General features: G+C 72.2%; 26 protein-coding genes. 14 read left to right on the top strand and 12 right to left on the bottom strand.

Annotated features, from left to right (window positions below):
• Nucleotides 1–119: 119 nt before the first annotated feature.
• The 3 genes from D7223_RS29825 to D7223_RS29815 all read right to left on the bottom strand — a co-directional run bounded on the left by D7223_RS29825 (nucleotide 120) and on the right by D7223_RS29815 (nucleotide 2,502).
• Nucleotides 120–692 (bottom strand): TetR/AcrR family transcriptional regulator, encoded by a 573-nt coding sequence (locus tag D7223_RS29825; protein WP_120732537.1) that lies wholly within the window; start codon nucleotides 690–692, stop codon nucleotides 120–122.
• Nucleotides 685–1,485, bottom strand: coding sequence for an alpha/beta fold hydrolase (locus tag D7223_RS29820; protein WP_120732535.1), 801 nt, complete (start codon nucleotides 1,483–1,485; stop codon nucleotides 685–687). Before D7223_RS29820 ends, D7223_RS29825 begins: the two co-directional genes overlap by 8 nt.
• A gap of 96 nt (nucleotides 1,486–1,581) precedes the next feature.
• Entirely contained in the window at nucleotides 1,582–2,502 is a 921-nt protein-coding gene (locus tag D7223_RS29815) for a proline dehydrogenase family protein (protein ID WP_120732533.1), read from the bottom strand.
• A gap of 84 nt (nucleotides 2,503–2,586) precedes the next feature.
• On the opposite strand from D7223_RS29815, the gene D7223_RS29810 reads away from it, so the two are divergent.
• From D7223_RS29810 to D7223_RS29800, 3 genes are read left to right on the top strand one after another with little or no spacing between them, the layout of a single operon-like run.
• Entirely contained in the window at nucleotides 2,587–2,868 is a 282-nt protein-coding gene (locus D7223_RS29810) for a hypothetical protein (RefSeq protein WP_238162282.1), read from the top strand.
• 1 nt (nucleotide 2,869) lies between these two features.
• The gene (locus D7223_RS29805; RefSeq protein WP_120732531.1) at nucleotides 2,870–4,039 is read left to right on the top strand and encodes a glutathionylspermidine synthase family protein; all 1,170 of its coding nucleotides are present in this window, start codon (nucleotides 2,870–2,872) and stop codon (nucleotides 4,037–4,039) included.
• Nucleotides 4,040–4,058: 19 nt separating this feature from the next.
• Nucleotides 4,059–4,634, top strand: a complete 576-nt coding sequence (locus D7223_RS29800; RefSeq protein WP_120732529.1) for a CGNR zinc finger domain-containing protein — start codon at nucleotides 4,059–4,061, stop codon at nucleotides 4,632–4,634.
• 12 nt (nucleotides 4,635–4,646) lie between these two features.
• Here the strand turns inward: D7223_RS29800 and D7223_RS29795 are convergent, their stop codons facing one another.
• Both D7223_RS29795 and D7223_RS29790 read right to left on the bottom strand, forming a co-directional pair.
• A complete protein-coding gene (locus tag D7223_RS29795) occupies nucleotides 4,647–5,453 on the bottom strand; it encodes a sugar phosphate isomerase/epimerase family protein (protein WP_120732527.1) in 807 nt (268 codons plus the stop codon).
• A gap of 72 nt (nucleotides 5,454–5,525) precedes the next feature.
• Nucleotides 5,526–6,470 carry a Ppx/GppA phosphatase family protein gene (locus tag D7223_RS29790; RefSeq protein ID WP_120732525.1) on the bottom strand — a complete coding sequence of 315 codons (945 nt, stop codon included), beginning with the start codon at nucleotides 6,468–6,470 and terminating at the stop codon, nucleotides 5,526–5,528.
• A 73-nt stretch (nucleotides 6,471–6,543) separates the two neighbouring features.
• On the opposite strand from D7223_RS29790, the gene D7223_RS29785 reads away from it, so the two are divergent.
• On the top strand, nucleotides 6,544–7,353 hold the full coding sequence (locus D7223_RS29785) for a DUF3109 family protein (protein ID WP_120732523.1): 810 nt from the start codon (nucleotides 6,544–6,546) through the stop codon (nucleotides 7,351–7,353).
• A gap of 342 nt (nucleotides 7,354–7,695) precedes the next feature.
• On the opposite strand, the gene D7223_RS29780 is transcribed toward D7223_RS29785, so the two are convergent.
• Both D7223_RS29780 and D7223_RS29775 read right to left on the bottom strand, forming a co-directional pair.
• The gene (locus D7223_RS29780) at nucleotides 7,696–8,379 is read right to left on the bottom strand and encodes a response regulator transcription factor (RefSeq protein WP_120732521.1); all 684 of its coding nucleotides are present in this window, start codon (nucleotides 8,377–8,379) and stop codon (nucleotides 7,696–7,698) included.
• A 22-nt stretch (nucleotides 8,380–8,401) separates the two neighbouring features.
• The gene (locus D7223_RS29775; RefSeq protein ID WP_120732519.1) at nucleotides 8,402–9,691 is read right to left on the bottom strand and encodes a sensor histidine kinase; all 1,290 of its coding nucleotides are present in this window, start codon (nucleotides 9,689–9,691) and stop codon (nucleotides 8,402–8,404) included.
• A gap of 202 nt (nucleotides 9,692–9,893) precedes the next feature.
• Here D7223_RS29775 and phoU point away from each other — a divergent pair, with 202 nt between their 5' ends.
• Entirely contained in the window at nucleotides 9,894–10,547 is a 654-nt protein-coding gene (gene phoU / locus D7223_RS29770) for a phosphate signaling complex protein PhoU (RefSeq protein ID WP_120732517.1), read from the top strand.
• 90 nt (nucleotides 10,548–10,637) lie between these two features.
• Here phoU and D7223_RS29765 read toward each other — a convergent pair whose 3' ends face one another.
• Nucleotides 10,638–11,405 (bottom strand): phosphoglyceromutase, encoded by a 768-nt coding sequence (locus tag D7223_RS29765; protein WP_120732515.1) that lies wholly within the window; start codon nucleotides 11,403–11,405, stop codon nucleotides 10,638–10,640.
• 150 nt (nucleotides 11,406–11,555) lie between these two features.
• On the opposite strand from D7223_RS29765, the gene D7223_RS29760 reads away from it, so the two are divergent.
• Both D7223_RS29760 and D7223_RS29755 read left to right on the top strand, forming a co-directional pair.
• Complete coding sequence (locus D7223_RS29760) at nucleotides 11,556–12,875, top strand: MDR family MFS transporter (RefSeq protein ID WP_120732513.1); 1,320 nt, start codon at nucleotides 11,556–11,558, stop codon at nucleotides 12,873–12,875.
• A 115-nt stretch (nucleotides 12,876–12,990) separates the two neighbouring features.
• On the top strand, nucleotides 12,991–14,265 hold the full coding sequence (locus D7223_RS29755; RefSeq protein ID WP_120732511.1) for an MFS transporter: 1,275 nt from the start codon (nucleotides 12,991–12,993) through the stop codon (nucleotides 14,263–14,265).
• A 442-nt stretch (nucleotides 14,266–14,707) separates the two neighbouring features.
• Here the strand turns inward: D7223_RS29755 and D7223_RS29750 are convergent, their stop codons facing one another.
• The 3 genes from D7223_RS29750 to mshA all read right to left on the bottom strand — a co-directional run bounded on the left by D7223_RS29750 (nucleotide 14,708) and on the right by mshA (nucleotide 17,721).
• Nucleotides 14,708–15,685 carry a hypothetical protein gene (locus tag D7223_RS29750; RefSeq protein WP_120732509.1) on the bottom strand — a complete coding sequence of 326 codons (978 nt, stop codon included), beginning with the start codon at nucleotides 15,683–15,685 and terminating at the stop codon, nucleotides 14,708–14,710.
• A 76-nt stretch (nucleotides 15,686–15,761) separates the two neighbouring features.
• Complete coding sequence (locus D7223_RS29745; RefSeq protein WP_120732565.1) at nucleotides 15,762–16,289, bottom strand: type III secretion system chaperone family protein; 528 nt, start codon at nucleotides 16,287–16,289, stop codon at nucleotides 15,762–15,764.
• An 82-nt stretch (nucleotides 16,290–16,371) separates the two neighbouring features.
• Complete coding sequence (mshA, locus tag D7223_RS29740) at nucleotides 16,372–17,721, bottom strand: D-inositol-3-phosphate glycosyltransferase (RefSeq protein WP_120732507.1); 1,350 nt, start codon at nucleotides 17,719–17,721, stop codon at nucleotides 16,372–16,374.
• A 171-nt stretch (nucleotides 17,722–17,892) separates the two neighbouring features.
• Between mshA and D7223_RS29735 the strand changes: the two genes are divergently transcribed.
• Nucleotides 17,893–18,660 (top strand): SDR family oxidoreductase, encoded by a 768-nt coding sequence (locus D7223_RS29735; RefSeq protein WP_120732505.1) that lies wholly within the window; start codon nucleotides 17,893–17,895, stop codon nucleotides 18,658–18,660.
• Nucleotides 18,661–18,763: 103 nt separating this feature from the next.
• Nucleotides 18,764–19,528 carry a class I SAM-dependent methyltransferase gene (locus tag D7223_RS29730; RefSeq protein WP_120732563.1) on the top strand — a complete coding sequence of 255 codons (765 nt, stop codon included), beginning with the start codon at nucleotides 18,764–18,766 and terminating at the stop codon, nucleotides 19,526–19,528.
• A gap of 156 nt (nucleotides 19,529–19,684) precedes the next feature.
• On the opposite strand, the gene D7223_RS29725 is transcribed toward D7223_RS29730, so the two are convergent.
• Complete coding sequence (locus tag D7223_RS29725; protein ID WP_120732503.1) at nucleotides 19,685–20,767, bottom strand: UDP-N-acetylmuramate dehydrogenase; 1,083 nt, start codon at nucleotides 20,765–20,767, stop codon at nucleotides 19,685–19,687.
• 71 nt (nucleotides 20,768–20,838) lie between these two features.
• On the opposite strand from D7223_RS29725, the gene D7223_RS29720 reads away from it, so the two are divergent.
• The 5 genes from D7223_RS29720 (at nucleotide 20,839) to D7223_RS29700 (ending at nucleotide 26,386) form a co-directional block, all read left to right on the top strand.
• A complete protein-coding gene (locus D7223_RS29720) occupies nucleotides 20,839–21,603 on the top strand; it encodes a maleylpyruvate isomerase family mycothiol-dependent enzyme (protein WP_120732502.1) in 765 nt (254 codons plus the stop codon).
• A gap of 194 nt (nucleotides 21,604–21,797) precedes the next feature.
• Nucleotides 21,798–23,108, top strand: coding sequence for an ABC transporter substrate-binding protein (locus D7223_RS29715; RefSeq protein WP_120732500.1), 1,311 nt, complete (start codon nucleotides 21,798–21,800; stop codon nucleotides 23,106–23,108).
• Nucleotides 23,109–23,199: 91 nt separating this feature from the next.
• Nucleotides 23,200–24,186: a carbohydrate ABC transporter permease gene (locus D7223_RS29710; protein ID WP_120732498.1), complete on the top strand. Its 987-nt coding sequence runs from the start codon at nucleotides 23,200–23,202 to the stop codon at nucleotides 24,184–24,186.
• Nucleotides 24,183–25,016 carry a carbohydrate ABC transporter permease gene (locus D7223_RS29705; RefSeq protein ID WP_120732496.1) on the top strand — a complete coding sequence of 278 codons (834 nt, stop codon included), beginning with the start codon at nucleotides 24,183–24,185 and terminating at the stop codon, nucleotides 25,014–25,016. The genes D7223_RS29710 and D7223_RS29705 overlap by 4 nt, the downstream gene beginning before the upstream one ends.
• Nucleotides 25,013–26,386, top strand: coding sequence for a GH1 family beta-glucosidase (locus D7223_RS29700; protein WP_120732494.1), 1,374 nt, complete (start codon nucleotides 25,013–25,015; stop codon nucleotides 26,384–26,386). Before D7223_RS29705 ends, D7223_RS29700 begins: the two co-directional genes overlap by 4 nt.
• Nucleotides 26,387–26,405 lie beyond the last annotated feature (19 nt).

Here is a 26,405-nt window from a genome sequence, read left to right as displayed (position 1 = left end):
ATCGGTCCACAAGGGGTGTAACGGCGACCAGAAGTGCAAGATCGCGGGACCGGGACCGGGACCGGGACCGGGACCGGGGGGCCGGGGGGCGGGGGGCGGGGGGCGGGGGGCGGGGCGGGTCAGGGGCTTCGGGGCCAGGTGCGGTAGGCCGCGTCCAGGCCGTCGAGCATCCGGCCGAAGGAGCGGTCCACGTCCTGCGGCAGCCCGAACCCGCCGGCCGCCTCCAGCAGCACGAAGCCGTGCACGGAGGCCCGGAACGTGCGTACCGCGTCGACGGCGGCGTCGCCGGTCACCCCGTACCCCCGCAGGATGGCGTAGACGACGCCGACCGCGCGCTCCCCCGCGGCCCGGTGCTCGGCGTCGGCCGGGTCGGGCACGCGCTGGGTCGCCGGGTAACGGCCGGGGTGCCGGTGGGCGTAGTCGCGGTAGGCGGCGGCGACGGCCCGGAGGGCGTCGCCGCCGGCCCGGCCGACGGCGGCGGCGACCATCTCCTCGGCGATCTCGGCGGTGGCCAGCGCGGAGAGTCGCTGGTGGAGCGCGTCGGCGCCGCGGACGTGCTTGTAGAGGCCGGGCAGCGTGACACCGAGCCGGGCGGCCACGGCGGCGAGGGTGAGCCGGTCGAGGCCGACCTCGTCGGCGAGGTCGGCCGCCGCGCGCACCACGCTCTGCGGGGTGAGGCCGGCCCTAGGCACCGGCGGCCACCGCCAGGAAGTCGGCGAGCGCGGCGGCGGTCGCGGCCGGCCGGTCGGCGTGCGGGTAGTGACCGGCGTCGGCGATCATCCGGGCCTCGGCGGTGGCGAAGAGCCGCCGTGCGGCGCGGGCCTCCGCGCCCGGGTCGGGGAAGTCGGGATCCTTCGTGCCCATCAGCACCAGCACCGGCTGGCGCACCTCGCGGGCCCGGGCCGTCCAGTGCGGCTCGACCGGGGCGACGACACCCCGGGTCGCGGCCATCCGGCCGGGTTCGCGCAGGTTGGCCACCATCGCCTTGCGGTACGCGGCGTCGTCGGCCGGCCGGTGCACCGGGAACAGCGTGCGGTGGAACATCCCGAACAACCGGGGGCTGCGCAGCACCGCGAACTGGGCCAGCCGCAGCGCCGGGGTCAGTTTCGGCCTGCCGACGAGCGCGCCGATCTGCACGATCCCGTTCACCAGGTCGGGCGCGTCGGCGGCGGCGAAGACCACGGCCGCCGCGCTGGACGAGCTGCCCACCAACGTCGCCGGCCCACCACCGAGGTCCCGAACCACGGCGACCAGGTCGGCGCCGACCTCCGCCGGGGCGTACGACGGCCAGCCGGCACTGGACCGGCCGTGCCCCCGGATGTCCACCGCGGCCACCCGGTGCCCCGCCTCGACCAGCAGCGGAACCAGGTGCCGGTACGCGTGGCGGTTCTCCCCCATGCCGTGCGCCAGGACCACCAGCGGGCCCTGCCCGTGAACCTGGTACGCGAGCCGTCCGCCGTCCCGCCCCACGAAGCTAACTGTCATAACCAGAAAGTTAGCCTCATTAACCGCAACCGTCAACGAAAAAGGGCCGGCGGCGACCCCGGGTCGCCGCCGGCCCGTCCGGGCAGCGGGGTCGGGCTACTTCCGGCTGGCCAGCGCCCGACCGAAGAAGACCAGGTTGGCGGGGCGCTCGGCGAGACGCCGCATGAGGTAGCCGTACCAGTCGTCGCCGTACGGCACGTAGGTCCGCACGGTGTATCCCTCGCCCACCAGGCGGGCCTGCTCCTCGGGCCGGATGCCGTACAACATCTGGAACTCGAAGCTGTCCGGGCCGCGGTCGAACCAGCGGGCCCGGTCCTCGCCGATGGCGATCAGTCGCGGGTCGTGGGTGGCCAGCATCGGGTAACCCGCGCCGGACATCAGGATGTTCAGGCAGCGGACGTACGACTTGTCCACCTCGCGGGCGGACTGGTACGCCACCGACTCCGGCTCCTTGTACGCGCCCTTGCACAGCCGGACCCGGGACCCGGCCGTCGCCAGCTCGCGGCAGTCCGACTCGGTACGCCGCAGGTACGCCTGGAGCACCGCCCCGGTGGACGGGTGGTCCTTGCGCAGCTTGGCCAGGATGTCCAGGGTCGAGTCGGTGGTGGTGTGGTCCTCCATGTCCAGGGTGACCGTGGTGCCCGCCTCGTCGGCCGCCGCGCAGATCGCCCGCGCGTTGTCGTACGCGAGCTGCTCGTCGAAGTTCTGCCCGAGCGCGGAGAGCTTCACGCTCACCTCGGCGCCCGGGGTCAACCCGGCGGCGGAGAGCAGCCGCAGCAGCTTCACGTACTCGTCCCGGATGGCGTCGGCCTGCTCACCGGTGACGGTGTCCTCGCCGAGGTTGTCCAGGGAGACCGAGAGACCGTCGTCGACGAGTTCGCGGGTCGCGCGCAACGCGTCGTCGGTCTTGGCGCCGGCGACGAACCGGCGGACGACGTCCCGGGTGAACGGGGCCGTCGCGACGAGCCGCTCGACCTGGGATGACCGGGAGGCGGCGAGGATGACGGAACGGAGCATGAACCGAGCGTAACGCCCGCCCGGAGGGCTCCGCCGGGCACCGGCGGGCTTCCGTGCCTGGCACCGATCGGCTACAACCATGACGTGACCGCACACCCCCGTCGCCGGCTCCGGTCGGCCTCCGTGCAGCTCGGCGCGCTCACCGCGCTCGCGCTCGCCCTGTCCGGCTGCAACATGTCCTCCGACGACGACGATGACGACGACTGCGCGCTGGGCCCGGTCGGGGGCGGGGGCACGGTCGCCCTCGCGCTGCGCGAGCCCGCGACGGCCGCCGTACCCGTCGCCACCGGCGCCGACCGGTCCGCCGACGCGGCACTGCCCGAGCGGGGCGGCTTCGGCACCCACCTCGCCGCCTGCGGCGGCTGAGGTGCGCCGGGAGTCGGTCACCCCCCGACCGGACTGGGACGCCACGATCCGCTCGCAGGGACTGGTGTACGTGGACACCGAACTGCCCGACGGCGAGATCATGTCGTACTGGGACGAGACCGCGGCGTACGCGTTCGACCTGGACGAGGTGCTCCGGCTGGAGGAGGCCACCGAGGAACTACACCGGATGTCGGTGGCCGCCGCCGAGCACGTGGTGGCCGGCAACCGGTACGCCGAGTTCGGCATCCCCGGCTGGGCGGCCGAGGCGGTCGCCCGGTCGCTGCGGGAGGGGCCGCCGACGCTCTACGGGCGCTTCGACCTCTGGTACGACGGCAGCTGGCCGCCGAAGATGCTGGAATACAACGCGGACACCCCGACCGCGCTGGTCGAGGCGAGCATCGTGCAGTGGTACTGGCTGGAGCAGACCCGCCCCGACGCCGACCAGTGGAACAGCATCCACGAGCGGCTGGTCGGCGCCTGGGCCAAGATCGGCGCGGGCCTGTACGACAGGCGGGTGCACGTGGTCTGGTCGAACGAGGAGGAGTCGGGCGAGGACCACATGACCGCCGGCTACCTGGCCGAGACCGCCCGCCAGGCGGGGCTGGAGGTGACGCTCCAGCCCATCCAGGAGATCGGCTGGAACGGGCGCCGGTTCGTCGACCGGTCCGGTCAGCCGGTCACCACCTGCTTCAAGCTCTACCCGTGGGAGTGGATGCTCGCCGAGCCGTACGGGCGGCCGGCACTGGACCCGGGCACCCCGACCACCTGGATCGAACCGGCCTGGAAGCTGCTCCTGTCGAACAAGGCGCTGCTGGCCGTGCTGTGGGAGCTGTACCCGGGGCACGAGCTGCTGCTGCCCGCGTACCTGGACTCACCACGTGGGATGTCCGCGTACGTGGCGAAGCCGCTGCTCGGCCGGGAGGGGGGATCGGTGCGGATCGTCACCGGCCGGGGGGAGGTCACCAACCCGGGGATCTACGGCGACGAGGGCTGGTGCTACCAGGAGTTCCGGGCGCTGCCCGAGATCGGCGGGGGCGGGCACATGGTGCTGGGCAGCTGGATCGTCGACGGCGAGTCCGCCGGCGCCGGCATCCGGGAGAGCGAGAGTCTGATCACCGACGGGTACGCGCGGTTCCTGCCGCACTACATCGACGCGGCACGCACCCCGTGAGTCGTCTACCTTTGATGGCGTGAACTTCGACGCGTACGCCCGGATGGGCGTTGACCTGGTCAACGCCCGCCTGGACGACCTCGACGACCTGCGGGCCCTCTTCCCGGACGACAGCGCCTGGATGCGCGAAGAGGCGTCGGACCGGGACGTGGCCATCTTCCGACGGGCGCAGAAGCGCCTGCGTGACGTCTTCGACTACGGCACGTCGGGACGGGACGCGCAGGCGGTGACCGAGCTGAACGCGCTGCTGGAGGCATACCCGGTGCAGCCCCGCATCTCCGGGCACGACTCCAGCGACTGGCACATGCACGTGACCAGTCGGGGTGCGTCGGTGAGCGCCGAATACCTGGCCGGTGCGGTCTGGGGACTGTCGGTGTGGCTGTGCGAGTACGGCAGCGCCCGGTTCGGCGTCTGCGCCGACGAGCGGTGCGGCAACGTCTACCTGGACACCTCGTCGAACTGCTGCCGCCGGTTCTGCTCGGAGCGCTGCGCCACCCGGTCGCACGTGGCCGCCCACCGGGCCCGCAAGCGCGCGGCCGTCGGCGAGCAGGTCAGCGCGACGGCGACCGCGGACGCCCTCACTCCGGTCACCTGACGCCGGTTCGCCTCACGCGTCGACCGGGGACGGGGTGCCGAGGTGCTGGCGGGCGAACGCCAACGCCTCGCGCAGGTCCGCCTCGCGGACGGCGCGACTCTTCGCGCCCCGGGTGGAGACCTCCACCGCGACCGAACCGGTGAACCCGCGCCCGGCCAGCGAGCGGAGCAGCTCGGCGCAGGGCTGGGTGCCCCGCCCCGGCACCAGGTGCTCGTCGCGCCCCTCGCCGGTGCCGTCGCCGAGGTGCACGTGTGCCAGTCCGGCGCCCATCCGGTCGGCCAGGTCCAGCGAGTCGATGTGCGACGCGGCGCAGTGCGACAGGTCCAGCGTGTACGACGAGTAACCCACCTCGGTGGGGTCCCAACCGGGCACGTACGGGACGAACTGCCGGCCGGCCATCCGCACCGGGAACATGTTCTCCACCGGGAAGCGCAACCCGTCGAACCGGCCCTCGATCTCGGCCAGCCCCTCGGCGAAGGTCCGCGCGTACTCCCGTTGCCAGGTGAACGGCGGATGCACCACGACGGTCGGCGCGCCCAGCGTCTCGGCCAGCTCGGCGGAGCGGCGCAGCCGCTCCCACGGGTCGGGGCTCCACACCCGCTGGGTGACCAGCAGGCAGGGGGCGTGCACGGAGAGCACCGGCACGCCGTAGTGCTCGGCGAGGCCCTTGAGCGCGCCGGCGTCCTGGCTGACCGCGTCGGTCCAGACCATCACCTCGACACCGTCGTAGCCGAGCGCCGCGGCCAGCTGGAACGCGGCCGCGGTCCGCTCGGGGAAGACCGAGGAGGTGGACAGGAGCACCGGGACGCGGGAAGTCACAGTGTCGAGGGTAGCCGGCAGCGCCGGACGGCATCGGGACGAGCACCCGCAAAGCGCCCACCGCGCGCCAGGTCACATCGGGGCGAGCTGGTCCAGCCTGCTCAGGATGACGCCCTCCCGCAGCGCCCACGGGCAGATGTCCAGCGTGTCGATGTCGAGCCGGCGCAGCACCGCCTCGGCGACCACCGCACCGGCGAGCAACTGGTGCGCGCGGCCCACACTGACGCCTTCCAACTGCGCCAGCTTGACCGGCGGGATGTGCCGGATGAAGCCGAGCACCTGGCCCAGCCCGGCCCGGGTCAGCTGGCGGCGGGCCCAGAGCCCGGCTCCGGACGGCGCCGCCCCGGCCAGCCGGGCGAGCGTCCGGAACGTCTTGGAGGTGGCGACCGGCCGCTCCCAGCCCACCTCGGTCAGCTGCGTGACGACCGGGTCGAGCAGGTCGTCCACGTACGCCCGCAGCTCCTCCACCGCCTCGGCCGACGGCGGCGTGGCACTGTCCGGCGAAACGCGGAGCCGGTCGCGGGTCAACCGGCCCGCGCCGAGCGGCAGCGACACCGCCACGTCCGGGTTCTCGTCGATCCCGGCGGCCAGCTCCAGCGACCCGCCGCCGATGTCCAGGACCAGCAGCCGCCCCGCCGACCAACCGAACCACCGCCGCACCGCGAGGAACGTCATCCGGGCCTCGTCCGCCCCGGCGAGGACCTCCAGGCGTACGCCGGACTCCTCCCGCACCCGGGCGAGGACCTCGCCCGCGTTGGTGGCGTCGCGCACGGCGGACGTGGCGAACGCGATCAGGTCGTCCGCCGCCAGGCCGGCGGCCGCCGCCTTGGCCATGCCGACCGCCTTGACCAGGCCGTCCGCGCCCGCCTCGGTCAACGCGCCGTCCGGGCCGATCTGCTCGGCGAGGCGCAGCACCACCTTCTCCGAGTGCGCCGGCCACGGGTGCGCGCCCCGGTGAGCGTCGACCACCAGCAGGTGCACCGTGTTGGACCCGACGTCCAGGACTCCCAGTCGCATGCCGATGACACTAGGGCCAACACGTTTCGGCGGCTCGCGGGCCGGCGGGGGACACCGCGCGTACGCTGACCGGGTGACAGGGCAGATCGAGCTCCGCGTGCTGGTGGACGACCCGGACGACCCGCGCAGTCGCGAGGTGCCGCTGGACTTCCCCCGGGAGTGGATCGAGTTCCCCGACCCGGCCGACGAGAAGCACGTGGTGCGCGCCGACCTGACGTGGCTGCTGTCCCGGTGGACGTGCATCTTCGGCCGGGGCTGCCACGGTATCGTCGCCGGCCGGGCGGCCGACGGATGCTGCTCGCACGGCGCGTTCTTCACCGACGCCGACGACGAGAAGCGGGTCCGCGACGCGGTCAAGCGCCTCACCCCGGCCACCTGGCAGCACCACCGCCGGGGCTTCCGGAACTGGACCGCCGAGGACACGCTGGACGGCAAGAAGACCGCCCGGCGTACGGCGACCCAGGGCGACGAGGGGCCGTGCGTGTTCCTCAACGACGCGGACTTCCCCGCCGGGGCCGGCTGCGCGCTGCACGCCCAGGCGCTGCGTGACGGGGTGCACCCGCTGGAGTACAAGCCGGACGTCTGCTGGCAGCTGCCGATCCGCCGGGACCAGGAGTGGGTCGACCGGCCGGACAACACGAAGGTGCTGGTGTCGTCGCTGAGCGAGTTCGACCGCCGGGGCTGGGGTGCCGGCGGGCACGACCTGGACTGGTGGTGCACCTCCTCGACGGACGCGCACGTCGGCGCCGATCCGATGTACGTGTCCTACGGCCCCGAGCTGACCGCGCTCATCGGTGCGCCCGCGTACGCCAAGCTCGCCGAACTGTGCGGCGCGCGGCTGCGGAAGGGCATGGTCGCCCCGCACCCCGCCGACCCGGTCTGACCGGCCGCCGGCGCAGCCGACCCGCCGGTTCAGCCGGTGACCAGGAGTGACTGCCACCCCCGACCCACCACATGCCGTCTCGACCCTTTGCTCTGCTTCAACAGACGCACCGGACACTCTCCGTAACGGTCATTTCCACAGCGGCGTCTGAGCCCCCGCGGAGCCGCCCTGCTCAGACGGGGGTTGCGTATAGGTAAGCAGAGCAAAGCGACGGCACACCGGTACCATCCGGCGGCCACACCCTCACCTGGGGTTACATCGACTCAACGAAGCTACGGCTACTTGCGGTAGCCAGCAAAGGGCCCGCGCCGAGTCGACGCGGGCCCTTTCACGTATGTCGGCTCACGGCTCGAACTTGTAGCCCAGCCCTCGTACGGTGACGATGAAACGCGGCGCGGACGGCTCCGGCTCGATCTTCGAGCGCAGCCGCTTGACGTGCACGTCGAGGGTCTTGGTGTCACCGACGTAGTCGGCACCCCACACCCGGTCGATGAGCTGGCCCCGGGTGAGCACCCGGCCGGCATTGCGCAGCAGCAGCTCCAGCAGTTCGAACTCCTTCAGCGGCAGCTGCACGGCACCGCCGTCGACGGTCACCACGTGCCGCTCGATATCCATCCGCACCGGGCCGGCGGCCAGGGTCGGCGCACCGGACTCGGCCACGTCGGCGCTCTGCCGGCGCAGCACGGCGCGGATCCGGGCGACCAGCTCACGCGGGGAGTACGGCTTGGTGACGTAGTCGTCGGCGCCGATCTCCAGACCGACCACCTTGTCGATCTCGCTGTCCCGCGCGGTGACCATGATGATCGGCACGTGCGAGCGCTGCCGGAGCTGCCGACACACCTCGGTGCCGGACATCTCGGGCAGCATCAGGTCGAGCAGCACGATGTCGGCGCCGGTCCGGTCGAACTCGGTCAGGGCGGAGGGGCCCGTCGCGGCGACGGACACCTCGAAGCCCTCCTTGCGGAGCATGTACGACAGGGCGTCGGAGAACGACTCCTCGTCCTCGACCACCAGAACGCGGCTCAACGGGAAGTTCCTTTCATTGCTGTCAGACCTGCCGGAGCCCGGCCGGGCCGGCCTCGATCCCAGCCGACGGCAGTGTCGCCAGCAGGTCCTCCGGTGGACGGGTGGGCAGCCGCAGGGTGAACGTCGACCCACCACCAAGAGTGCTCGACACCTCCACCCTTCCGCCATGGTTGCCGGCGATGTGCTTGACGATTGCCAGGCCCAGCCCGGTACCCCCGGTGGCACGGGACCGGGCCTGGTCGGCCCGGTAGAAGCGCTCGAAGATCCGGTCCACGTCGGTCGGGGCGATGCCGATGCCCTGGTCGGCGACGGCGATCGTGACGTGCTCGTCCTCGGCACGGGCGGTGATCCGGACCGTGGTGTCCTCGCCCGAGTAGTTGACCGCGTTCTCGACCAGGTTCGCCACCGCCGTGGCGAGCTGGCTGTCGCTGCCGTACACGGTCAGTCCCCGGTCGACGTCGACGACGACGTCGATCCGGCGGGCGCTGGCGTTGGTCCGCGTACGATCCAGGACCTCGGCGACCACCCAGTCCACCGCGACCGGCTCCGGCGCCGGCTGCGGCTCGGCCCCCTGCAGCCGGGTCAGTTCGAGCAACTCCTGCACCAGCCGCCCCAGCCGGGTCGACTCGTGCTGGATCCGCTCGGCGAACCGGCGCGCGGCGACCAGGTCCTCGGAGAGGTCGGGCTGCCCCTGCCCGGCCGGCTCGGTGGCGTCCAGGAGCGCCTCGGCGAGCAGTTGCAGGGCGCCGATCGGTGTCTTCAGCTCGTGACTGACGTTCGCCACGAAGTCCCGCCGCACCCGGGCCAGCCGGTGCGACTCGGTCACGTCGGCCGCCTCCACGGCGACGTACCCGGCGCCCAGCCCCATCGCCCGCAAGTGCACGCCCAGCGGGTTCACCCCGCCGTTGTCGCGACCGCGCGGCAGGTCGAGCTCGATCTCGCGCCGCACCCCGGTGCGGCGCACCTGGCCGGCGAGGGTACGGATCAGCGGGTGGGCGTCGACCGAGCCCGCGGTGGCGCCGGTGCGGAGCAGGCCCATCGCGCGGGCCGCGGGGTTCACCAGGACAGGTGTGTCGTCCGGGTCGAGCACGACCACACCGGCCCGGAGCGAGTCGATCGTCCGGCGTCCCAGCCCGGACTGTGGATCCTCGGCGATCGCGCGCCTCCCTGTGTTCCAGAGGAAGCTGCCTCGGCGGCTCCCGGTAGCGGTGGTGCGGTCGCGGAGCGCGGGTAGGAGCCGGGGTAGCGACACCCCGGCCACGAGTCCGGCTGCCAGCCCCAGGGCCGCAGCGACCGTCACCGCCCAATCCACCCGGCGATCGTATGGTCATTGTTAACCCAGCTACCGCCCAGACCGGGACGAACCACTCTCGCTTCCGGGAATGTTCACCGTCACGTCCGGCGTCGTTCACCGTGGTTAATCTCGGGTCCGCCCGCCCGGCCTACCGTGGGCTGCGCACCTGACCCCACCGCCGGACTCCCCGCTCGGCGGCCACCGACCACAGGACGTGACCATGCGCGACGAGTTCCGGGCCGATCTGCAAATCGTCAGCCAACTGCTGGTGGACATGGCGGAGGGGGTCCGGGCCGCGATGCGGAACGCCACCCGTGCCCTGCTCACCGCCGACCGGCAGTCGGCCGAATCGGTCATCGAGCGAGACGCCGAGATCGACGGCCTCTACCGGCACGTCGAGGAGCGGGTCTGCGACCTGCTCGCCCGGCAGGCACCGGTCGCCTCCGACCTGCGCGCGATGATCACCGCGCTGCACGTCGCCGCCGACCTGGAGCGGATGGGTGACCTGGCCGACCACGTGGCGAAGACCGCGCTCCGGCGGCACCCGTCGCCGGCGGTACCGGCGGAGCTGCGGCCGATCTTCACCGACATGTCGTCCATCGCCGACCGGATGGGCGGCAAGATCGCCGTGGTCCTGGCCAAGCCCGACGCCGACCTCGCCGCCGAGCTGGACCGCGACGACGACGCGATGGACGACCTGCACAAGAGCCTGTTCGGGGTGCTGCTCGGCGACGACTGGCCGTACGGCGTGGAGACGGCCATCGACGCCACGCTGCTCGGCCGGTTCTACGAGCGCTTCGCCGACCACGCGGTGAACGCCGGCGAGCACGTCGTCTACCTGATCACCGGCGAGACCTCACCCACCGGCAGCTGAGTTGCAAGGAAGGGCCCCTTCTTAACGCCTGACGTTAAAAAGGGGCCCTTCCTATGCACCAGGCGTTAAAAGGGGGCCCTTCCTTACACTTCAGCGGCCCTGGTTGGCGACCGCGGCGGCAGCGGCTTTCGCGGCGGCCGGGTCGAGGTAGGTGCCGCCCAGCGTGAGGGGACGCAGCTGCGGGTCCAGGTCGTAGCGCAGCGGGATCCCGGTCGGGATGTTCAGCTTGGCGATCGCCTCGTCGCTGATCTGGTCGAGGTGCTTGACCAGGGCACGAAGCGAGTTGCCGTGCGCGGCCACCAGCACGGTGCGACCGGCCAGGATGTCCGGCACGATCGAGTCGTACCAGTACGGCAGCATCCGCTCGACGACGTCCTTGAGGCACTCGGTACGCGGCATCAGCTCGCCCGGCAGCAGCGCGTAGCGCGGGTCGCCCACCTGCGAGAACTCGTCGTTGTCGTCGATCGGCGGCGGCGGGGTGTCGTACGAGCGGCGCCAGAGCATGAACTGCTCCTCGCCGTACTCCTCCAGGGTCTGCTTCTTGTTCTTGCCCTGGAGGGCGCCGTAGTGCCGTTCGTTGAGTCGCCACGACCGGCGCACCGCGATCCAGTGCCGGTCGGCGGCGTTCAGCGCCAGCTCGGCGGTGCGGATCGCGCGCCGCATGACGCTGGTGTGTACGACGTCCGGCAGCAGGTCGTGCTCGCGGAGCAATTCGCCGCCGCGCCGCGCCTCGGTCTCGCCCTTCTCGGTCAGGTCGACGTCCACCCAGCCGGTGAAGAGGTTCTTCGCGTTCCAGTCGCTCTCACCGTGCCGCAGCAGGACCAGCGTCCCGACGGTGGGCCCTTCGCTCGCAGTCATGCCGATCATCCTGCCCCAACTCGGTGCCGGGCACGCGGCAAGGGTGGTGACGACCACCACGTGGAAAAGCCGATGACCGGCGTTCCGGCTGTTCACTAGGTTGTAAGGCACTGTGATCATGCCGGTCATTACGGGGAGCGGGGCGACGGGGTGCGGACGATGCGGGACTGGTTCGGGGAGACCACCGGAGGACTACCGAGGACCTTCTGGTACCTCTGGGCCGGCAGCCTGATCAACCGCCTCGGCTCGTTCGTCCTGGTGTTCCTGGCCATCTACCTCACCCAGGAGCGCGACTTCTCCGCCACCCAGGCCGGTCTGGTGCTCGGCCTCTGGGGCGTCGGGGGCGCGGTCGGCACCACCGCCGGCGGCACGCTGACCGACCGATGGGGGCGGCGACCCACCCTGCTCACCGCCCACCTCGGCGCGGCGGCCATGATGCTCGCCCTCGGCTTCGCCCGGCCACTGTGGGCGGTGGCGGTCGGCGCGTTCCTGCTCGGGACGTTCGCCGAGGCCGCCCGACCGGCATTCGGCGCGATGATGGTCGACGTGGTGCCGGAGAAGGACCGGCTGCGCGCCTTCTCGCTCAACTACTGGGCGATCAACCTCGGGTTCGCCTGTGCGGCCATCCTCGCCGGCCTCGCCGCGGAGGTCGACTACCTCCTGCTGTTCGTGGTCGACGCGTCCACCACGCTGGTCACCGCGCTGGTCATCTTCTTCAAGGTCGGCGAGACCCGACGGGCCACGGCCCCGGGTGCCCGCAAGGGCGGTACCGCGCCCGCCGGCGCGCTGCGCACCATCCTCGCCGACCGGGTCTTCCTCGGCTTCGTGGTGCTCAACCTGTTCTCCGCGCTGGTGTTCCTCCAGCACATCTCGATGCTCCCGATCGCGATGGGCGATTCCGGCCTGTCCCCCGCCACCTTCGGGTCGGTGATCGCCCTCAACGGCGTCCTGATCGTGTTCGGTCAACTCTTCGTGCCCCGGCTCATCCGCGGCCGGAGCCGTTCGCACGTGCTCGCCCTGTCCTCGATCGTGATGGGCGTCGGCTTCGGTCTCACCGCCTTCGCCGGGACCGCCTGGTTCTACGGCCTGACGGTGTTGATCTGGACCATCGGCGAGATGCTCAACTCGCCCTCCAACGCCACCCTGATCGCGGAGCTGTCCCCGGCCGAGTTGCGGGGCCGCTACCAGGGCACCTTCTCGCTGTCCTGGCAGGTCGCCGGTGCCACCGCCCCGGTCCTCGGCGGCCTGGTCCGGGAACAGAGCGGCAACACGGCACTGTGGCTGGGCTGCGCGGTGATCGGCGCCGGGCTGGCGGTGGCGCACCTGGTCTCCGGTCCGGCCCGCGAGCGACGGGCCACCGAGTTGCGTACGCCGGCGGTGCCGGTCGTCACCCTCGATCCCCCGGTACCGGAGGTGGCCGAATCCGCGGCCACCGCCCCCGCCGAACCCCTGCCCGCCAAGACCCCCTGACCGGCAGCCCCGGGAGGGAGGGTCCAGGTGACGGGGGACACGCTGGCGTGTCGGGGGTTCGGGTACCTACGGTCGGGAACGATCGGTTAGGAAACCGAACTGTTTTGGGGGACGGGTGCGCAGCCTGCGGAACTGGTGGGACGACACCGCCGGCGGGCTGCCCGCCACCTTCTGGTACCTCTGGGCCGGGCTCCTGATCAACCGGGCCGGCGGGTTCGCGATGCTCTTCCTGTCGCTCTACCTGACCGAGGCGCGCGGGGCGAGCGAGTCGCTGGCCGGCGCGGTGGTGGGGGCGTACGGGATCGGCGGCGCGGGCGGGGTGCTGCTCGGCGGCGTACTGGCCGACCGGTGGGGCCGCCGCGCCACCCTGGTGGCCGCCCACCTGGCCACCGCCGGGCTGCTGGTCGCGCTCGCGTTCAGTCGGCACCTGGTGATGATCGCGGCCCTCGCCGCCCTGCTCGGGGTGGTCCACTCGATGCCCAGCCCCGCCTTCGTCGCGGCGATCGTGGACGTGGTGCCCGAGCAACGCCGGTCGCGCGCCTTCAACCTCCAGTTCTGGGCGTTCAACCTGGGCATGGCGGTCGCCTCGCTGCTGGCCGGCCTGCTCGCCGAGGCGAGCTTCGTGGCGTTGTTCCTGGTGGACGCGGCGGCCACGCTGACCGCCGCCGTGGTGATCGCGGTCAAGGTGCCGGAGACCCTGCTCCGGCGCCGGGTCGCGGGCGCCCCGCTACCGGCCGGCGGTCGGCGGGACCGGCCACCGGGCCTGCACACCGCGCTGACCGACCGCACCTTCCTGACGTTCGTCGGGCTGACCCTCGTGCTGGCCGTCCTCACCCTGCAGACGTCCACCATCATGCCGTTGGCGATGCGCGACGACGGGTTGCGCCCGTCGGCGTACGGGGCGGTGGTGGCCCTCGGCGGCGTACTGATCGTGCTCGGCCAGCTCTTCGTGCCACGCCTGATCGACGGGCACCGCCGGGACCGCGTCCTGGCCGTGTCCACGGCTCTGCTCGGCGCCGGCTTCACCGCCCTCGCGGTCGCCGACGACCTGCCGGTCTATCTGGTCGCGGCGGTGGTGTGGACGGTGGGCCAGATGCTCGCCGCCCCGCCCAACGCGCAGATCAACGCCGACCTGGCCCCGCCGGAGCTGCGCGCCCGCTACCAGGCGGTCTTCTACCTGGCCTTCCCGGTGGCCTCGTTCGTGGCGCCCGCCCTGGGCGGGGTCAGTCTCCAGTACCTCGGCGAACGGCACTGGCTCATCGTGGGTGGGCTGGGCTTCCTCGCCGCGGTCGGGCACCTGGTCACCGGCCCCGCCCGGGAACGTCGGGTGGCCGCGCTACGCCGGGCCGTGGCGGACCGCCGGGAACCGGCCCTGGCCGCCGACGGCTGACCGCCGGGCCCGCGCGGACAGCGTCCGCGAGTGGGGTACGCGAAGAGCGTGCACGGCCGGCGGCGGGTACGCGAAACGCCCACCGCGACCGTTGGTCGTGATGGGCGTCCGCACCGTATGACCGGCGGCGGCGGGCGGCACTCACCCCCGTAAGCGTCGCCCGCTCACGCCGCCGGTCCAAACAGGTGGCCACCGTCCCCCAACGGTGCTGGTCCACCCGTCCCCGCGTCCCACTCGTGCACGGATCTGATCGATCCTCCGCTCCCCCGAACGGTTGCGAGCGTGACGCGGTGCAATAAAGTTAGTTCGTCCGGGATTCCGGATTCAACCTGGTCGGCTGTCTCCCCGGTCACAGCACCGGAGGTCCGGGCCCTCGGAAGCCGAATGTCGGGCTCTCGTCTGTGGCCAACAGCGGTTACCCGTCGGCCATTCCCCCAAACACTCAGCCGTCCTCCCGATCGGGTGACTCGGTCCGGAAGAAGGTGCTCTGCCGCCCGTCCCGCAGCTGCTCCTGGAAGATCAGGTTCAGCTTCCGCAGGTCGAACGTCCGGAACCACTCGTCCCAGGTGATCTCCCGGACCCGGCTGCTCTCCCGGTAACCCGGCACGTGGAAGGTGAGTACGCCGGCCCGCCCGTCCTGCTCGGTGCCGGTGATCGTCGCCGGTCGGGCGTTCCGCTCCTGGGCCCAGCGGCGGATCACGTCGTGGTTGGTGGTGACCAGGCTGCGGCCGGGGCGCTCCGGCCGGTCGGCCAGCGACGAGATGACCTGCGAGGAACGGACCGAGCGCGAACTTCCCCGCCCGGTACGCACCCCGCCGGCTGTCGTCGTACCACCGCCGGTCGAGCGGGACCGCGACGGTGCCGCCGCCTTCCGCGCGGGCGTGGCGGCCGTCTTTCGAGCCGACGCGGCCGGCCGCGTCGCCTTGGCCGTACCGGTGGCCTTCCGCGCGGCCGTCTTCTTCGCCGGCGCGGCCTTCCGCGTCGCCTTCGCCGGGCCGGCGGCCTTCCGCGCGGCGGCCTTCTTCGCCGGCGCGGCCTTGTTCGCCGGTGCCGCCTTCGCCCGGCTCGCCGCCGCCCGCCCACCGGCCGCCTTCCTGGTGGCCGCCTTCTTGGTGGCCGACGCCCGGCCGGCCGAGGCCCGGGTCCCGCCGGCGCGTCCGGCCGGGCCACTGCTGCCCCGCGCCGCACCGCCACGCTCCTCCGCCCGCAGGGTACGGGCGAGGGTCTTGACCAACTCGGGCTTGCGCAGGCCCGAGACGCCCGAGACACCCCGACGGCGCAGCTGTCCCCGGATCTCGTCGACCTTCATCCCGGAGATCGCGGACTCCGACACACCCGGCGTGTTCGGCGTCTGGTTGCCCGCCTGCCGTTTCGTCCTGGTCGCAGTCCCGCCGCGACCTGAGCTGCTTCGCTGAGCCATGCGCTCACGCTCCTCGACAGTCCGTCCTCGGCGCGCGGCGGGTCCCAGTGCCGCACCGCGCGGTGCGGCATACCCGTCAGGACTGCTCCGAACCTCCGGGGGCCGAGGTGTTCGACGGTTCGAAGAGGTGCGCGAACGCGGCGAGGTTGGCGGTGGACTCGCCCCGCTTGACCCGCCACTCCCACTCCCGACGGATCGAGCTGCCGAAGCCGATCTCCAGCATCGTGTCGAAGGACTCGTCGGAATAGGTGAGGACCGAGCCGAGGAGCCGGTCCAACTCGTCGGCGTCGACGCCCGCCGGGTTCACCCGCCCGGTCAGGTAGACGTCGCCGACCGCGTCGATGGAGAACGACACCCCGTACATCCGGGAGTTGCGCTGGAGCAGCCACGCCCACAGCTCCTCGCGCCGCTCGTCCGGCTGGCGCATCACGAACGCCTCGATGCGCAGCGCGTGCTCACCGACGATCAGGTTGCAGATCGTCTTGAGCTTGTGGGTGCCGGGGAGGGTGACGGCGTACGATTCCGGGCCGGTCGACTCCCAGGCCAGTTCCCGCTCGGCGCAGACCGACTCGATCAGGGCCGCAAGATCAGTCTTTCCGCTCATCGCACCCACTCTAGTGTCGGCGTTAAGAAGGTGCCCTTCCTCTACCGCAGGCGTTAAGAGGGGGCCCTTCCTTGCACCGTGGTCACCAGGAGCAGCCGGCCAGCTCCGAGGTGAGCCGGGCGCGGTGCTCGGCGACCGCCTCGCCGTACACGGCGAGCAGGCCGGAGACGGTGCGGTCCCAGGAGAAGTTGCGGGCGTGCCGCTCCGCGCCCCGGGCCAGCTCGGTCCGGCGAGCCCGGTCCGGCAGCAGGCCGCCCAGCGTACGGGCCCAGTCGACCGGGTCGTGCCCGTCGACCAGGACGCCGCTGACGCCGTCCCGCACCGCGGTCACCAGGCCGCCCACGGCGGCGGCCACCACCGGCGTACCGCAGGCCTGCGCCTCCAGGGCGACCAGGCCGAAGCTCTCGTTGTAGGACGGGACCGCGACCAGGTCCGCCGCCCGGTACAGGGCGGGCAGGTCGTCCCCGGTACGCGGCGGCAGGAAACGCACCCGGTCGGTCACCCCGAGCGAGGCGGACAGCTCGATCAGGGCGGTCGGCCGGTCCAGCCCGCTGCCACTGGGCCCCCCGCACACCACCACGGTCAGGTCCTGGGCGAGCGCCGGGTCCCGCTCGCGCAGCGCCGCGACCGCGCGGATCAGCACGTCGGGCGCCTTCAGCGGCTGGATCCGGCCGACGAAGGCCACCACATGGCCGGTCTCCGGCAGGCCGAGCCGGCGGCGCGCCGCGACCCGGGCCCGGTCGCGTTCACCCGGCCCGGGACGGAAGCGGCCCAGGTCCACCCCGGGTTCGACCACGGTGACCCGGGTCGGGTCGGCGTCGTACCGCTCGATCAGGTCGCCGGCCTCCACCTTGGTGTTGGCGACCAGGCGGTCCGCCTCCGCGACCACCTGCTCCTCGCCGATCACCCGGGCCTTCGGCTCCGGCCGGTCCCCGGCGGCGAGCTGGGCGTTCTTCACCTTGGCCAGGGTGTGCGCGGTGTGCACCAGCGGCACCCCCCAGCGTTCCTTGGACAGCCAGCCGACCTGACCGGAGAGCCAGTAGTGGGAGTGGATCAGGTCGTAGTGCCCCGGTGGGCGGGACGCCTCGGCCCGCAGCACACCGGCGGTGAACGCGCAGAGCTGGCCGGGCAGTTCCTCCTTGGTCAGCCCTTCGAGCGGGCCGGAGGTGATGTGCCGGACCTGCACGCCGGGCGCCATCTCGACCACCGGGGGCAGGTCGCCGGAGGTGGCCCGGGTGAAGATGTCCACCTCGACGCCGGCCTCGGCGAGCCGGCGCGCGACCTCCAGGATGTAGACGTTCATCCCGCCGGCGTCACCCGTGCCCGGCTGGTGCAGGGGGCTGGTGTGTACCGACAGGGTGGCGATGCGGCGGGGGCGGGGCCACGGCCGGGCACCTCGCTGACGACCGACACCGGTGTGCATCTCCGCCACGTCCCGCTCCCTCTGTCACGGTTGTTGCCGTCCGCACGACCGGCGCTTCTCGGTCAACCTCCACGCCGGATGTCATCTTCCCCATGGGCCACCGGAAATACCTTCCGACCGTCTCCCGGCGTGACGGACCTCATCACGCCGGCGGCCCGGCGCAGGGGTGAGAATGAGCGGATGACCTCAGTCGCCGTCGTCACCGGAGCGTCCAGCGGGATCGGTGCCGCCACCGCCCGCCGCCTGGCCGCCGAGGGTTTCCACGTGCTGGCCGCCGCCCGGCGTACCGAGAAGCTGGCCGCCCTGGTCGCGGAGATCGGGGCGGCGGGCGGCTCGGCCACCGCGGTCGCCTGCGACGTCACCTCCGACGAGTCGGTGGCCGGGCTGGCCGCGGCGGTCCGGGCCGCGCCCGGACCGGTCACCCTGCTGGTCAACAACGCCGGCGGCGCGCGCGGCCTGGATCCGGTGGAGACCGGGTCGGTCGGCGACTGGCAGTGGATGTACGACGTGAACGTCCTCGGCACCCTGCGCGTCACCCAGGCGCTCCTGCCGGAACTGGAGAAGTCCGGTGCCGGCACCATCGTGGTGGTCTCGTCGACCGCCGGCTTCACCGTCTACGAGGGTGGGGGCGGCTACACCGCCGCCAAGCACGCGCAGACGGCGGTGGCCGGCACCCTCCGGCTGGAGTTGTGCGGCCGACCGGTCCGGGTGGTCGAGATCGACCCCGGCATGGTGCGGACCGACGAGTTCGCGCTGGTCCGGTTCGACGGCGACGCCGAGCGCGCGGACAGCGTCTACGCCGGGGTGGCCGAGCCGCTGGTCGCCGACGACGTGGCCGACTGCATCGCCTGGTGCGCGACCCGGCCGCACCACGTCAACGTGGACCGGCTGGTGGTCCGCCCGCTGGCGCAGGCCGCGCAGCACAAGGTGCACCGGGTCCCGTCCTGAGCGACTCGGGCGCGTCGGTGGCGCGGTGACCGGCGGGGCGGCGACCGGCGGGGCGGGGCGGCACCGGCCGGTCGGCGGGGCGGGCCGCGGTCGCCCGGTCGGCGTGGTCACCCGGGGCACGACCAACCCGAACCGGCTCCGCCGGGTGGACAACTGGATCGTCGAGACCTGCGGCGACGCGCTCCGCGCGGCCGCCGATCCGCTGGTGGTCGACCTGGGCTACGGCGCCACCCCGGTCACCGCCGTGGAGCTGCGCGCCCGGCTGGCCGCGAACGTCCGCGCCGACGTGCGGGTGGCCGGTCTGGAGATCGATCCGGTACGCGTCGCCGCCGCCCAGCCGGCCGCCGACCCGCCGGGCCTGACGTTCCTCCGGGGCGGCTTCGAGCTGGCCGGGCTCCGTCCGGCGTTGGTGCGCGCGTTCAACGTGCTGCGCCAGTACGACGAGGGCGAGGTCGCCGACGCCTGGCGGACGATGACGGCCGGCCTCGCGCCGGGCGGGCTGCTGGTCGAGGGAACCTGCGACGAACTGGGCCGCCTCGGCGCCTGGGTGCTGCTGGACGACACGGGACCCCGTACCCTGACCCTCGCCGCGAAGCTGACCACGTTGTCGAGCCCCGGCCAGCTCGCCGAGCGGCTGCCGAAGGCCCTGATCCACCACAACGTGCCCGGCGAACGGGTCCACGACCTGCTGCGTGCCCTGGACGACGGCTGGAACGCCGCCGCCGGCTACGCGCCGTTCGGCCCGCGGCAACGCTGGCTCCGTACGGTCACCACCGTCCGCGAGGCCGGCTGGCCGGTCCTCGACGGCCCCCGCCGCTGGCGCCACGGCGAACTGACCGTCCCCTGGCACACCGTCCACCCCACCTAACCTCCACCCTCCCCACCCTCCCTCCCCCTCGACTCTCCGCGATCTTGCAATTTCGGTCGCCAATATGGGGCTTGTACACCTTTTGTTTCGACAGAAAGTGCGAGATCGCCGCGGCGAGGGGGGTGGGTGGGGATAGGGCGGGGGTGGGTGGGTGGGTTAGATGGTGCAGTTGATCAGGACGGGTTCGGGGTGGAGGGTCACCGCGAAGCGGGACTGGACGCCGTCGCGGATCTCACGGGCCAGCGCCACCAGGGCGGCGGTGCTGGCCGTACCGCTGCGGTTGGTCAGCGCCAGGGTGTGCTTGGTGGAGATGGCGACGCCCTCCGGACCCGGGTGGCCCTTGCCGAAACCGGCCTTGTCGATCAACCAGGCGGCGCTGACCTTGACCACGTCGCCGGCACCGGGCCAGGCGGGTGGCTCGCCGATGCCGGCGGCCCGTTCCCGCAGCAGCGCGTAGCCGGCCTGGTCCAGCACCGGGTTGGTGAAGAACGAGCCGACCGACCAGGTGTCCGGGTCGGCGGCGTCGAGGACCATGCCCTTGCCGGCGCGCAGGCGCAGCACGGCGGCGCGGGCGTCGGCCAGCGGCACCCGGTCACCGACCTCGACGTCGAGGGCCCGGGCCAGCTCCGCGTACCGGACGGGGCCGCTCAGCGGGGACCGGGCGAGCCGGAAGTCGACCGAGAGCACCACCCGGCGGTCGTGGTATTTGAAGATGCTCGACCGGTAGGCGAAACCGCAGTCCGCGGCGGCGATCTGCTCGGTGGCGCCGGTCACCCGGTCGTAGACCCGGACACCGGTGATCGTCTCGGCGACCTCCTGACCGTACGCCCCGACGTTCTGGATCGGGGTGGCGCCGGTGGAGCCGGGAATGCCGGAGAGACACTCCAGCCCGGACCAGCCGTTGGCGACGGTGCGGGCGACCAGTTCGTCCCAGGGCTCGCCGGCCTCGACCCGTACGGTGACGGTGTCGGCGTCCTCGTCGACCACCCGGAGCCCGCGCGAGCGGACCAGCACCACGGTGCCGGGGAAGCCGTCGTCGCCAACCACCACGTTGCTGCCCCCGGCGAGCACCAGGACCGGGCCGGTGATCTCCCGGACGGCCCGGACCAGCTCGTCTGCGGTGCGGGCGGTCACCACCCGGCCCGCCGGGCCACCGAGGCGTAGTGTCGTGTAGTGCGCCAGACGGTGCGAGGTGTCTGGTTCGGCGCCGGTTGTCGGCTGGGCGTAGACGTCTGACACGCCTTTCACCCTAGGCTGAGGGGTAGCCGCGGCGCCCACTGGTGGCCCGGTCACCCCCGGGAAGGATGGCGATGAGCAGATTGCACGTGACAAAGGACTTCTGGATCGGGGCGCTGCGGGCGGAGGGCCCGACGTTCGCCGCCGCGGTGGCGGAGGCCCCGCCGGAGACACCGGTGCTCTCCTGCCCCGGTTGGACGGTCACCGATCTGACCCTGCACCTCGCTGGCATCTACCGTTGGGTGCACTCATTCGCCGGCTCGCCGGTCACCACCGCCCCGCCGCAGCGGCGGTCCGAGCGCCCCGAGGTGCCGGCCGGGGCGACCGCACTCGCCGTCTGGCAGCAGGCGTACGACGAACTCATGGTCCTGCTCGACACGCTGGACCCGGAGGCGGCGGCGTGGAACTGGGCACCGCAGCCGAAGAAGGCGGGGTTCTGGCCCCGCCGGATGGCGCACGAGACGGCGGTGCACCGTTGGGACGCCCAGCTGGCCATCGCCGCCGGTGACCCGATCGAGGCGAAGCTCGCGGCCGACGGGGTGAGCGAGGTGCTGGACACCTGGCTTCCGGCGGGCCGGCGGCGTGAGCCGGGGCCGTGGCACGGGGTGGCGCAGCTGACCGCGTCGGACGCCGGGCAGGAGTGGTTCCTCCGGCTGCGCGGTGAGGGGGTGGCCCTGCTCGACACCGCCACCATCTTCGACCACGACGACCACCACGCCCGGGTTCAGGTGGCCGGCACCGCCAGCGACCTGTTGCTGGCCCTCTGGGGACGGATCAGCTTCGACACGCTGGGCGTCAACGGTGACCGGCAACTGCTGAACGGCCTCCGCACCGGCTGATCCCACCCCCGCACTCTCCCGCGAAGAGTGGTCATCCCGCCGGGGACGGCCACTCTTTGCGTGACCACCTTTCTCGGGCGACGAGAGAGCGCTCTCTTGACACCTGGCCATCGAGCCGCCAGGCTGCCGGAGAGCGCTCTCTCAGATCCACCCCCACCACCCGCCCACCCTGACCTGAGAGGGGTCCGAGACACATGGGTGCCAACACATTCCGCCGCCGTGCGGCGGTCGCCCTCGTCGCCGCCACCGCCCTGCTCGCCACCACCGCCTGTGGCGGTGGCGACGCCGAGGAAGCCAGCGACGGGCCGATCACGTTGACCGTCGACGTCTTCGGCCAGTTCGGCTACGACGAGCTCTACAAGCAGTACATGGCCGACAACCCCGGCGTGAAGATCGTCGAGCGGGGCACCGGCAGCAACCTCGACGAGTACTCGCCGAAGCTGACCCAGTGGCTGGCCGCCGGCAAGGGCGCCGGCGACGTGGTCGCCATCGAGGAGGGCCTGCTGGTCGAGTACAAGGCCAACCCCGGCAACTTCGTCAACCTGCTCGACCACGGCGCGGCCGACCTCAAGGGCAACTTCCTGGAGTGGAAGTGGAACGCCGGCCTCACCGCCGACGGCAAGCAGCTCATCGGCCTCGGCACCGACGTCGGCGGGATGGCCATGTGCTACCGCAAGGACCTGTTCGCCAAGGCCGGCCTGCCCACCGAGCGGGACGCGGTGAGCAAGCTCTGGCCGACCTGGCAGGAGTACATCGCCGTCGGCGAGAAGTTCACCGCCGCCAAGACCGGCGCCTCGTTCCTGGACGGCGCCACCAACACGTTCAACACGATCGTGCTCCAGACCGCCGGCAACGCGCAGGGCTACCACTACTACGACACCAGCGACAACCTGGTGGTGGACAGCAACCCGGCCGTCCGGCAGGCCTGGGACACCACCATGGACATCATCGACTCCGGCCTCTCCGGCAAGTACGGCTCCTGGTCGGAGGAGTGGGTTTCGGCGTTCAAGCAGGCGAAGTTCGCCACCATCGCCTGCCCGGCATGGATGACCGGGGTCATCGAGGGCAACGCCGGCCCGGCCGGCAAGGGCCAGTGGGACATCGCCGACGTGCCCGGTGACGGCGGCAACTGGGGTGGTTCGTTCCTGGCCGTGCCGAAGCAGAGCAAGCACCAGGCCGAGGCGATCAAGCTGGCCAAGTTCCTGACCAGCACCGAGGGCCAGATCGGCGCGTTCAAGGCCAAGGGCCCGCTGCCCTCCTCGCCGCAGGCGCTGGAGGACCCGGCGATCGCCGACGCCACCAACGCGTACTTCTCCGACGCGCCGGTCGGAAAGATCTTCGCTGCCGGCGCGAAGAGCCTGAAGCCGGTCTACATGGGCCCGAAGAACCAGGCCGTCCGCACCGAGGTGGAGAACGCCGTCCGCACCGTCGACCTCGGCCAGCGCAACCCCGACCAGGGCTGGACCGACGCGGTGAACAACGCGAAGAAGGCCGCCGCCAAGTAACCGCTCCCCGCCCGCCCACCGGTCCGGCCGCCGCCGCGTAGACGGCCGCCGGACCGGCGGGGGACGGCGGTGTGGAAAGGAGTTCCGGACCGTGAGCGTGCAGCTTGACGCCCGGCCGCCGGTCGCGGCGGTGCCACCCGTACGACCCGATCGGACGATCCGGCTCAGCAGGATCGACACGAAGTGGTCGCCCTACCTGTACATCGCCCCGTTCTTCCTGCTCTTCGCGATCTTCGGGGCCTACCCGCTGGCGTACACCCTCTGGGTCTCCCTGCACGACTGGGACCTGCTCGGCAGCAACCCCGCCTTCGTCGGCGCGGAGAACTACACCCGGCTGCTGGCCGACCCGGATTTCTGGCACTCGGTGGTCAACACGCTGGGCATCTTCGTCATCTCCACGGTGCCGCAGCTGCTCGCCGCGCTCTGGCTGGCCAACATGCTCAACCGGCAGCTGCGCGCCCGCACCGGGTGGCGGATGGCGGTGCTGGTCCCGAACGTCACCTCCACCGCCGCCGTGGCGATCGTGTTCGGGGTGCTGTTCGGCCGCGAGTTCGGCATGATCAACTGGTTGCTCGACCTGGTGGGCCTGGACGGCGTGGACTGGAAGTCCAACCGGGTCGCCTCCTGGGTGGCCATCTCGACGATGGTCGACTGGCGGTGGACCGGCTACAACGCGCTGATCTTCCTGGCCGCCATGCAGGCGATCCCCCGGGACCTCTACGAGTCCGCGGCGATCGACGGCGCCAACCGGGCGCGGCAGTTCTGGTCGATCACGGTGCCGCTGCTCAGGCCGACGATCATCTTCGCCGTCATCATCTCCACCATCGGCGGGCTCCAGCTGTTCACCGAGCCCCGGCTGTTCCACTCCGGCACCAACGCGATCCGCGGCGGGCCGATGCGGGAGTCGCAGACGGTGACCATGTACATGTTCGAGAACGCCTTCGCCCCGTACTACAACTTCGGCTACGGCTCGGCCGTCGCCTGGCTGCTGTTCCTGCTCATCGCCGTGGTCGCGGCGGTCAACGTACTGATCATCCGGCGGCTGGGCGGCGGCGCCGGGAAGGGAGATCCGCGATGAGCCGGCTCTGGCGGGCCAGCCCCCTGACGTACGGCGCGCTGGTCGTCGCCACGTTCCTCTCGATCTTCCCGATCTGGTGGATGTTCGTGGTGGCCAGCCGCTCCAGCGACGCGATGGGGCAGCTGCCCCCGCCGGTCACCCCCGGCGGCAACCTGGGCGCGAACATCTCGCGCCTGTTCGCCAACACCGACGCGTACTTCCTGGCCGGCCTGATCAACTCGGCGATCGTGGCCACCACGGTCACCGTCTCGGTGGTCCTCTTCTCCACCCTGGCCGGGTTCGCGTTCGCCAAGCTCCGGTTCCGGGGCCGCAACGCGATGCTCATGGTGATCATCGCGACCATGATGGTGCCCACCCAGCTCGGGGTCATCCCGCTGTACCTGCTGATGACCAAGTTGAACCTGAACGACCGGCTGCCGGCGGTGATCCTGCCCGCCCTGGTCACCGGTTTCGGGGTGTTCATGATGCGGCAGTACGCGGGCCAGGCGATCAGCGACGAGCTGATCGAGGCGGCCCGGGTGGACGGCTGCCACACCGCGCGCATCTACTGGAACGTGGTGCTGCCCGCGCTGCGCCCGGCCGCCGCGGTGCTCGGCCTGCTCACCTTCATGACCACCTGGAACGACTTCCTCTGGCCGTACGCGGTGCTCAACGACCCGGAGAACCCCACCGTGCAGTTGTCGTTGCGGGCCCTGTCCGACGGGTACTACCAGGACATGTCGCAGGTGTTCACCGGTACGGCCATCGCGACCGTGCCCCTTCTGCTGGTGTTCGTCCTGTTCGGTCGCCAGATCATCGGCGGCATCATGGAAGGTGCGGTGAAGGCATGAGCGAGCTTCGGTTTCCCGAGGGCTTCCGGTGGGGCGCCGCCACCGCCGCGTACCAGATCGAGGGCGCGGCCCGCGACGACGGTCGCGGCCCGTCGATCTGGGACACCTTCAGCCGTACGCCGGGCCGGGTCTTCCAGGGCCACACCGGTGACGTCGCCTGCGACCACTACCACCGGTACGCCGACGACGTGGCGCTGATGGCCGAGCTGGGGCTGCACACGTACCGCTTCTCGGTGGCCTGGCCCCGAATCCAGCCCGACGGCACCGGCCCGGTCAACCCGCGCGGCCTGGACTTCTACGACCGGCTGACGGACGCCCTGCTGGCCCGGGGCATCGACCCGATCGTCACGCTCTACCACTGGGACCTGCCGCAGACGCTCCAGGACCGGGGCGGCTGGACCGCGCGGGAGACCGCCGAGCACTTCGCCACCTACGCGACGGCGGTACACGCCCGGCTCGGCGACCGGGTGGGCACCTGGACCACGCTCAACGAGCCGTGGTGCTCGGCCTACCTCGGGTACGGCAACGGGGTGCACGCCCCCGGTGAGCGGGACGCGGGCTCGGCCTTCACCGCCGTACACCATCTCCTGCTCGGGCACGGCCTGGCGGCCCGCGCGCTGCGCGCGGCCGGCGCGGAGACCGTGGGGATAACCCTCAACCCGGCCGACGTGTGCCCGGCGGACCCGGACAGCGCCGCCGACGCCGCCGCGGCACGGCTGGTCGACGGCCTGCAGAACCGGATCTTCCTGGACCCGTTGCTGCGCGCCGCCTACCCGGACGACGTGCTGGAGCACGTGGGGCGGATGGTGGATCCGGCGACGTTCGTCCGGGACGGCGACGAGAAGCTGATCGCCGCCCCGATCGACCTGCTCGGGATCAACTTCTACCAGCCCACCTACGTCGCCGGACGGCCGGGCGGGGCCGGCAGCGACGCGTACCCGGGCACCGACGGCGCGGTGGAGTTCCTGCCGGCGACCGGCCCGCTGACCGACATGGGCTGGATGATCGAGCCGGCCGGGCTGACCCGGCTGCTGGAGCGGATCGCCACCGACTACCCGGGCGTGCCGCTGCTGGTCACCGAGAACGGGGCGGCATTTCCGGACAAGGCCGGGTCGGACCCGGTCGGGGAGGTGCAGGACACCGACCGCGTCGCCTACCTGGACGGGCACCTGCGCGCGGCGCACCAGGCCATCGCCCGGGGGGTGGATCTGCGCGGCTATCTCGTATGGTCGTTGCTGGACAACTTCGAGTGGGCCGAGGGGTACCGTAAGCGGTTCGGGATCGTCCACGTGGACTACCTGACCCAGCGACGCACACTCAAGTCCAGTGCCCGGTGGTACCAGGAGGTGATCTCCCGGAACGGGCTGTGACGAGGTGGTGGTAACGGGG

The organism is Micromonospora endolithica (assembly GCF_003626595.1).
Lineage (GTDB): Bacteria > Actinomycetota > Actinomycetes > Mycobacteriales > Micromonosporaceae > Micromonospora > Micromonospora endolithica.
The sequence above is the reverse complement of the archived record's forward strand: the minus strand, read 5'-3'. Positions and strand labels throughout refer to the sequence as shown.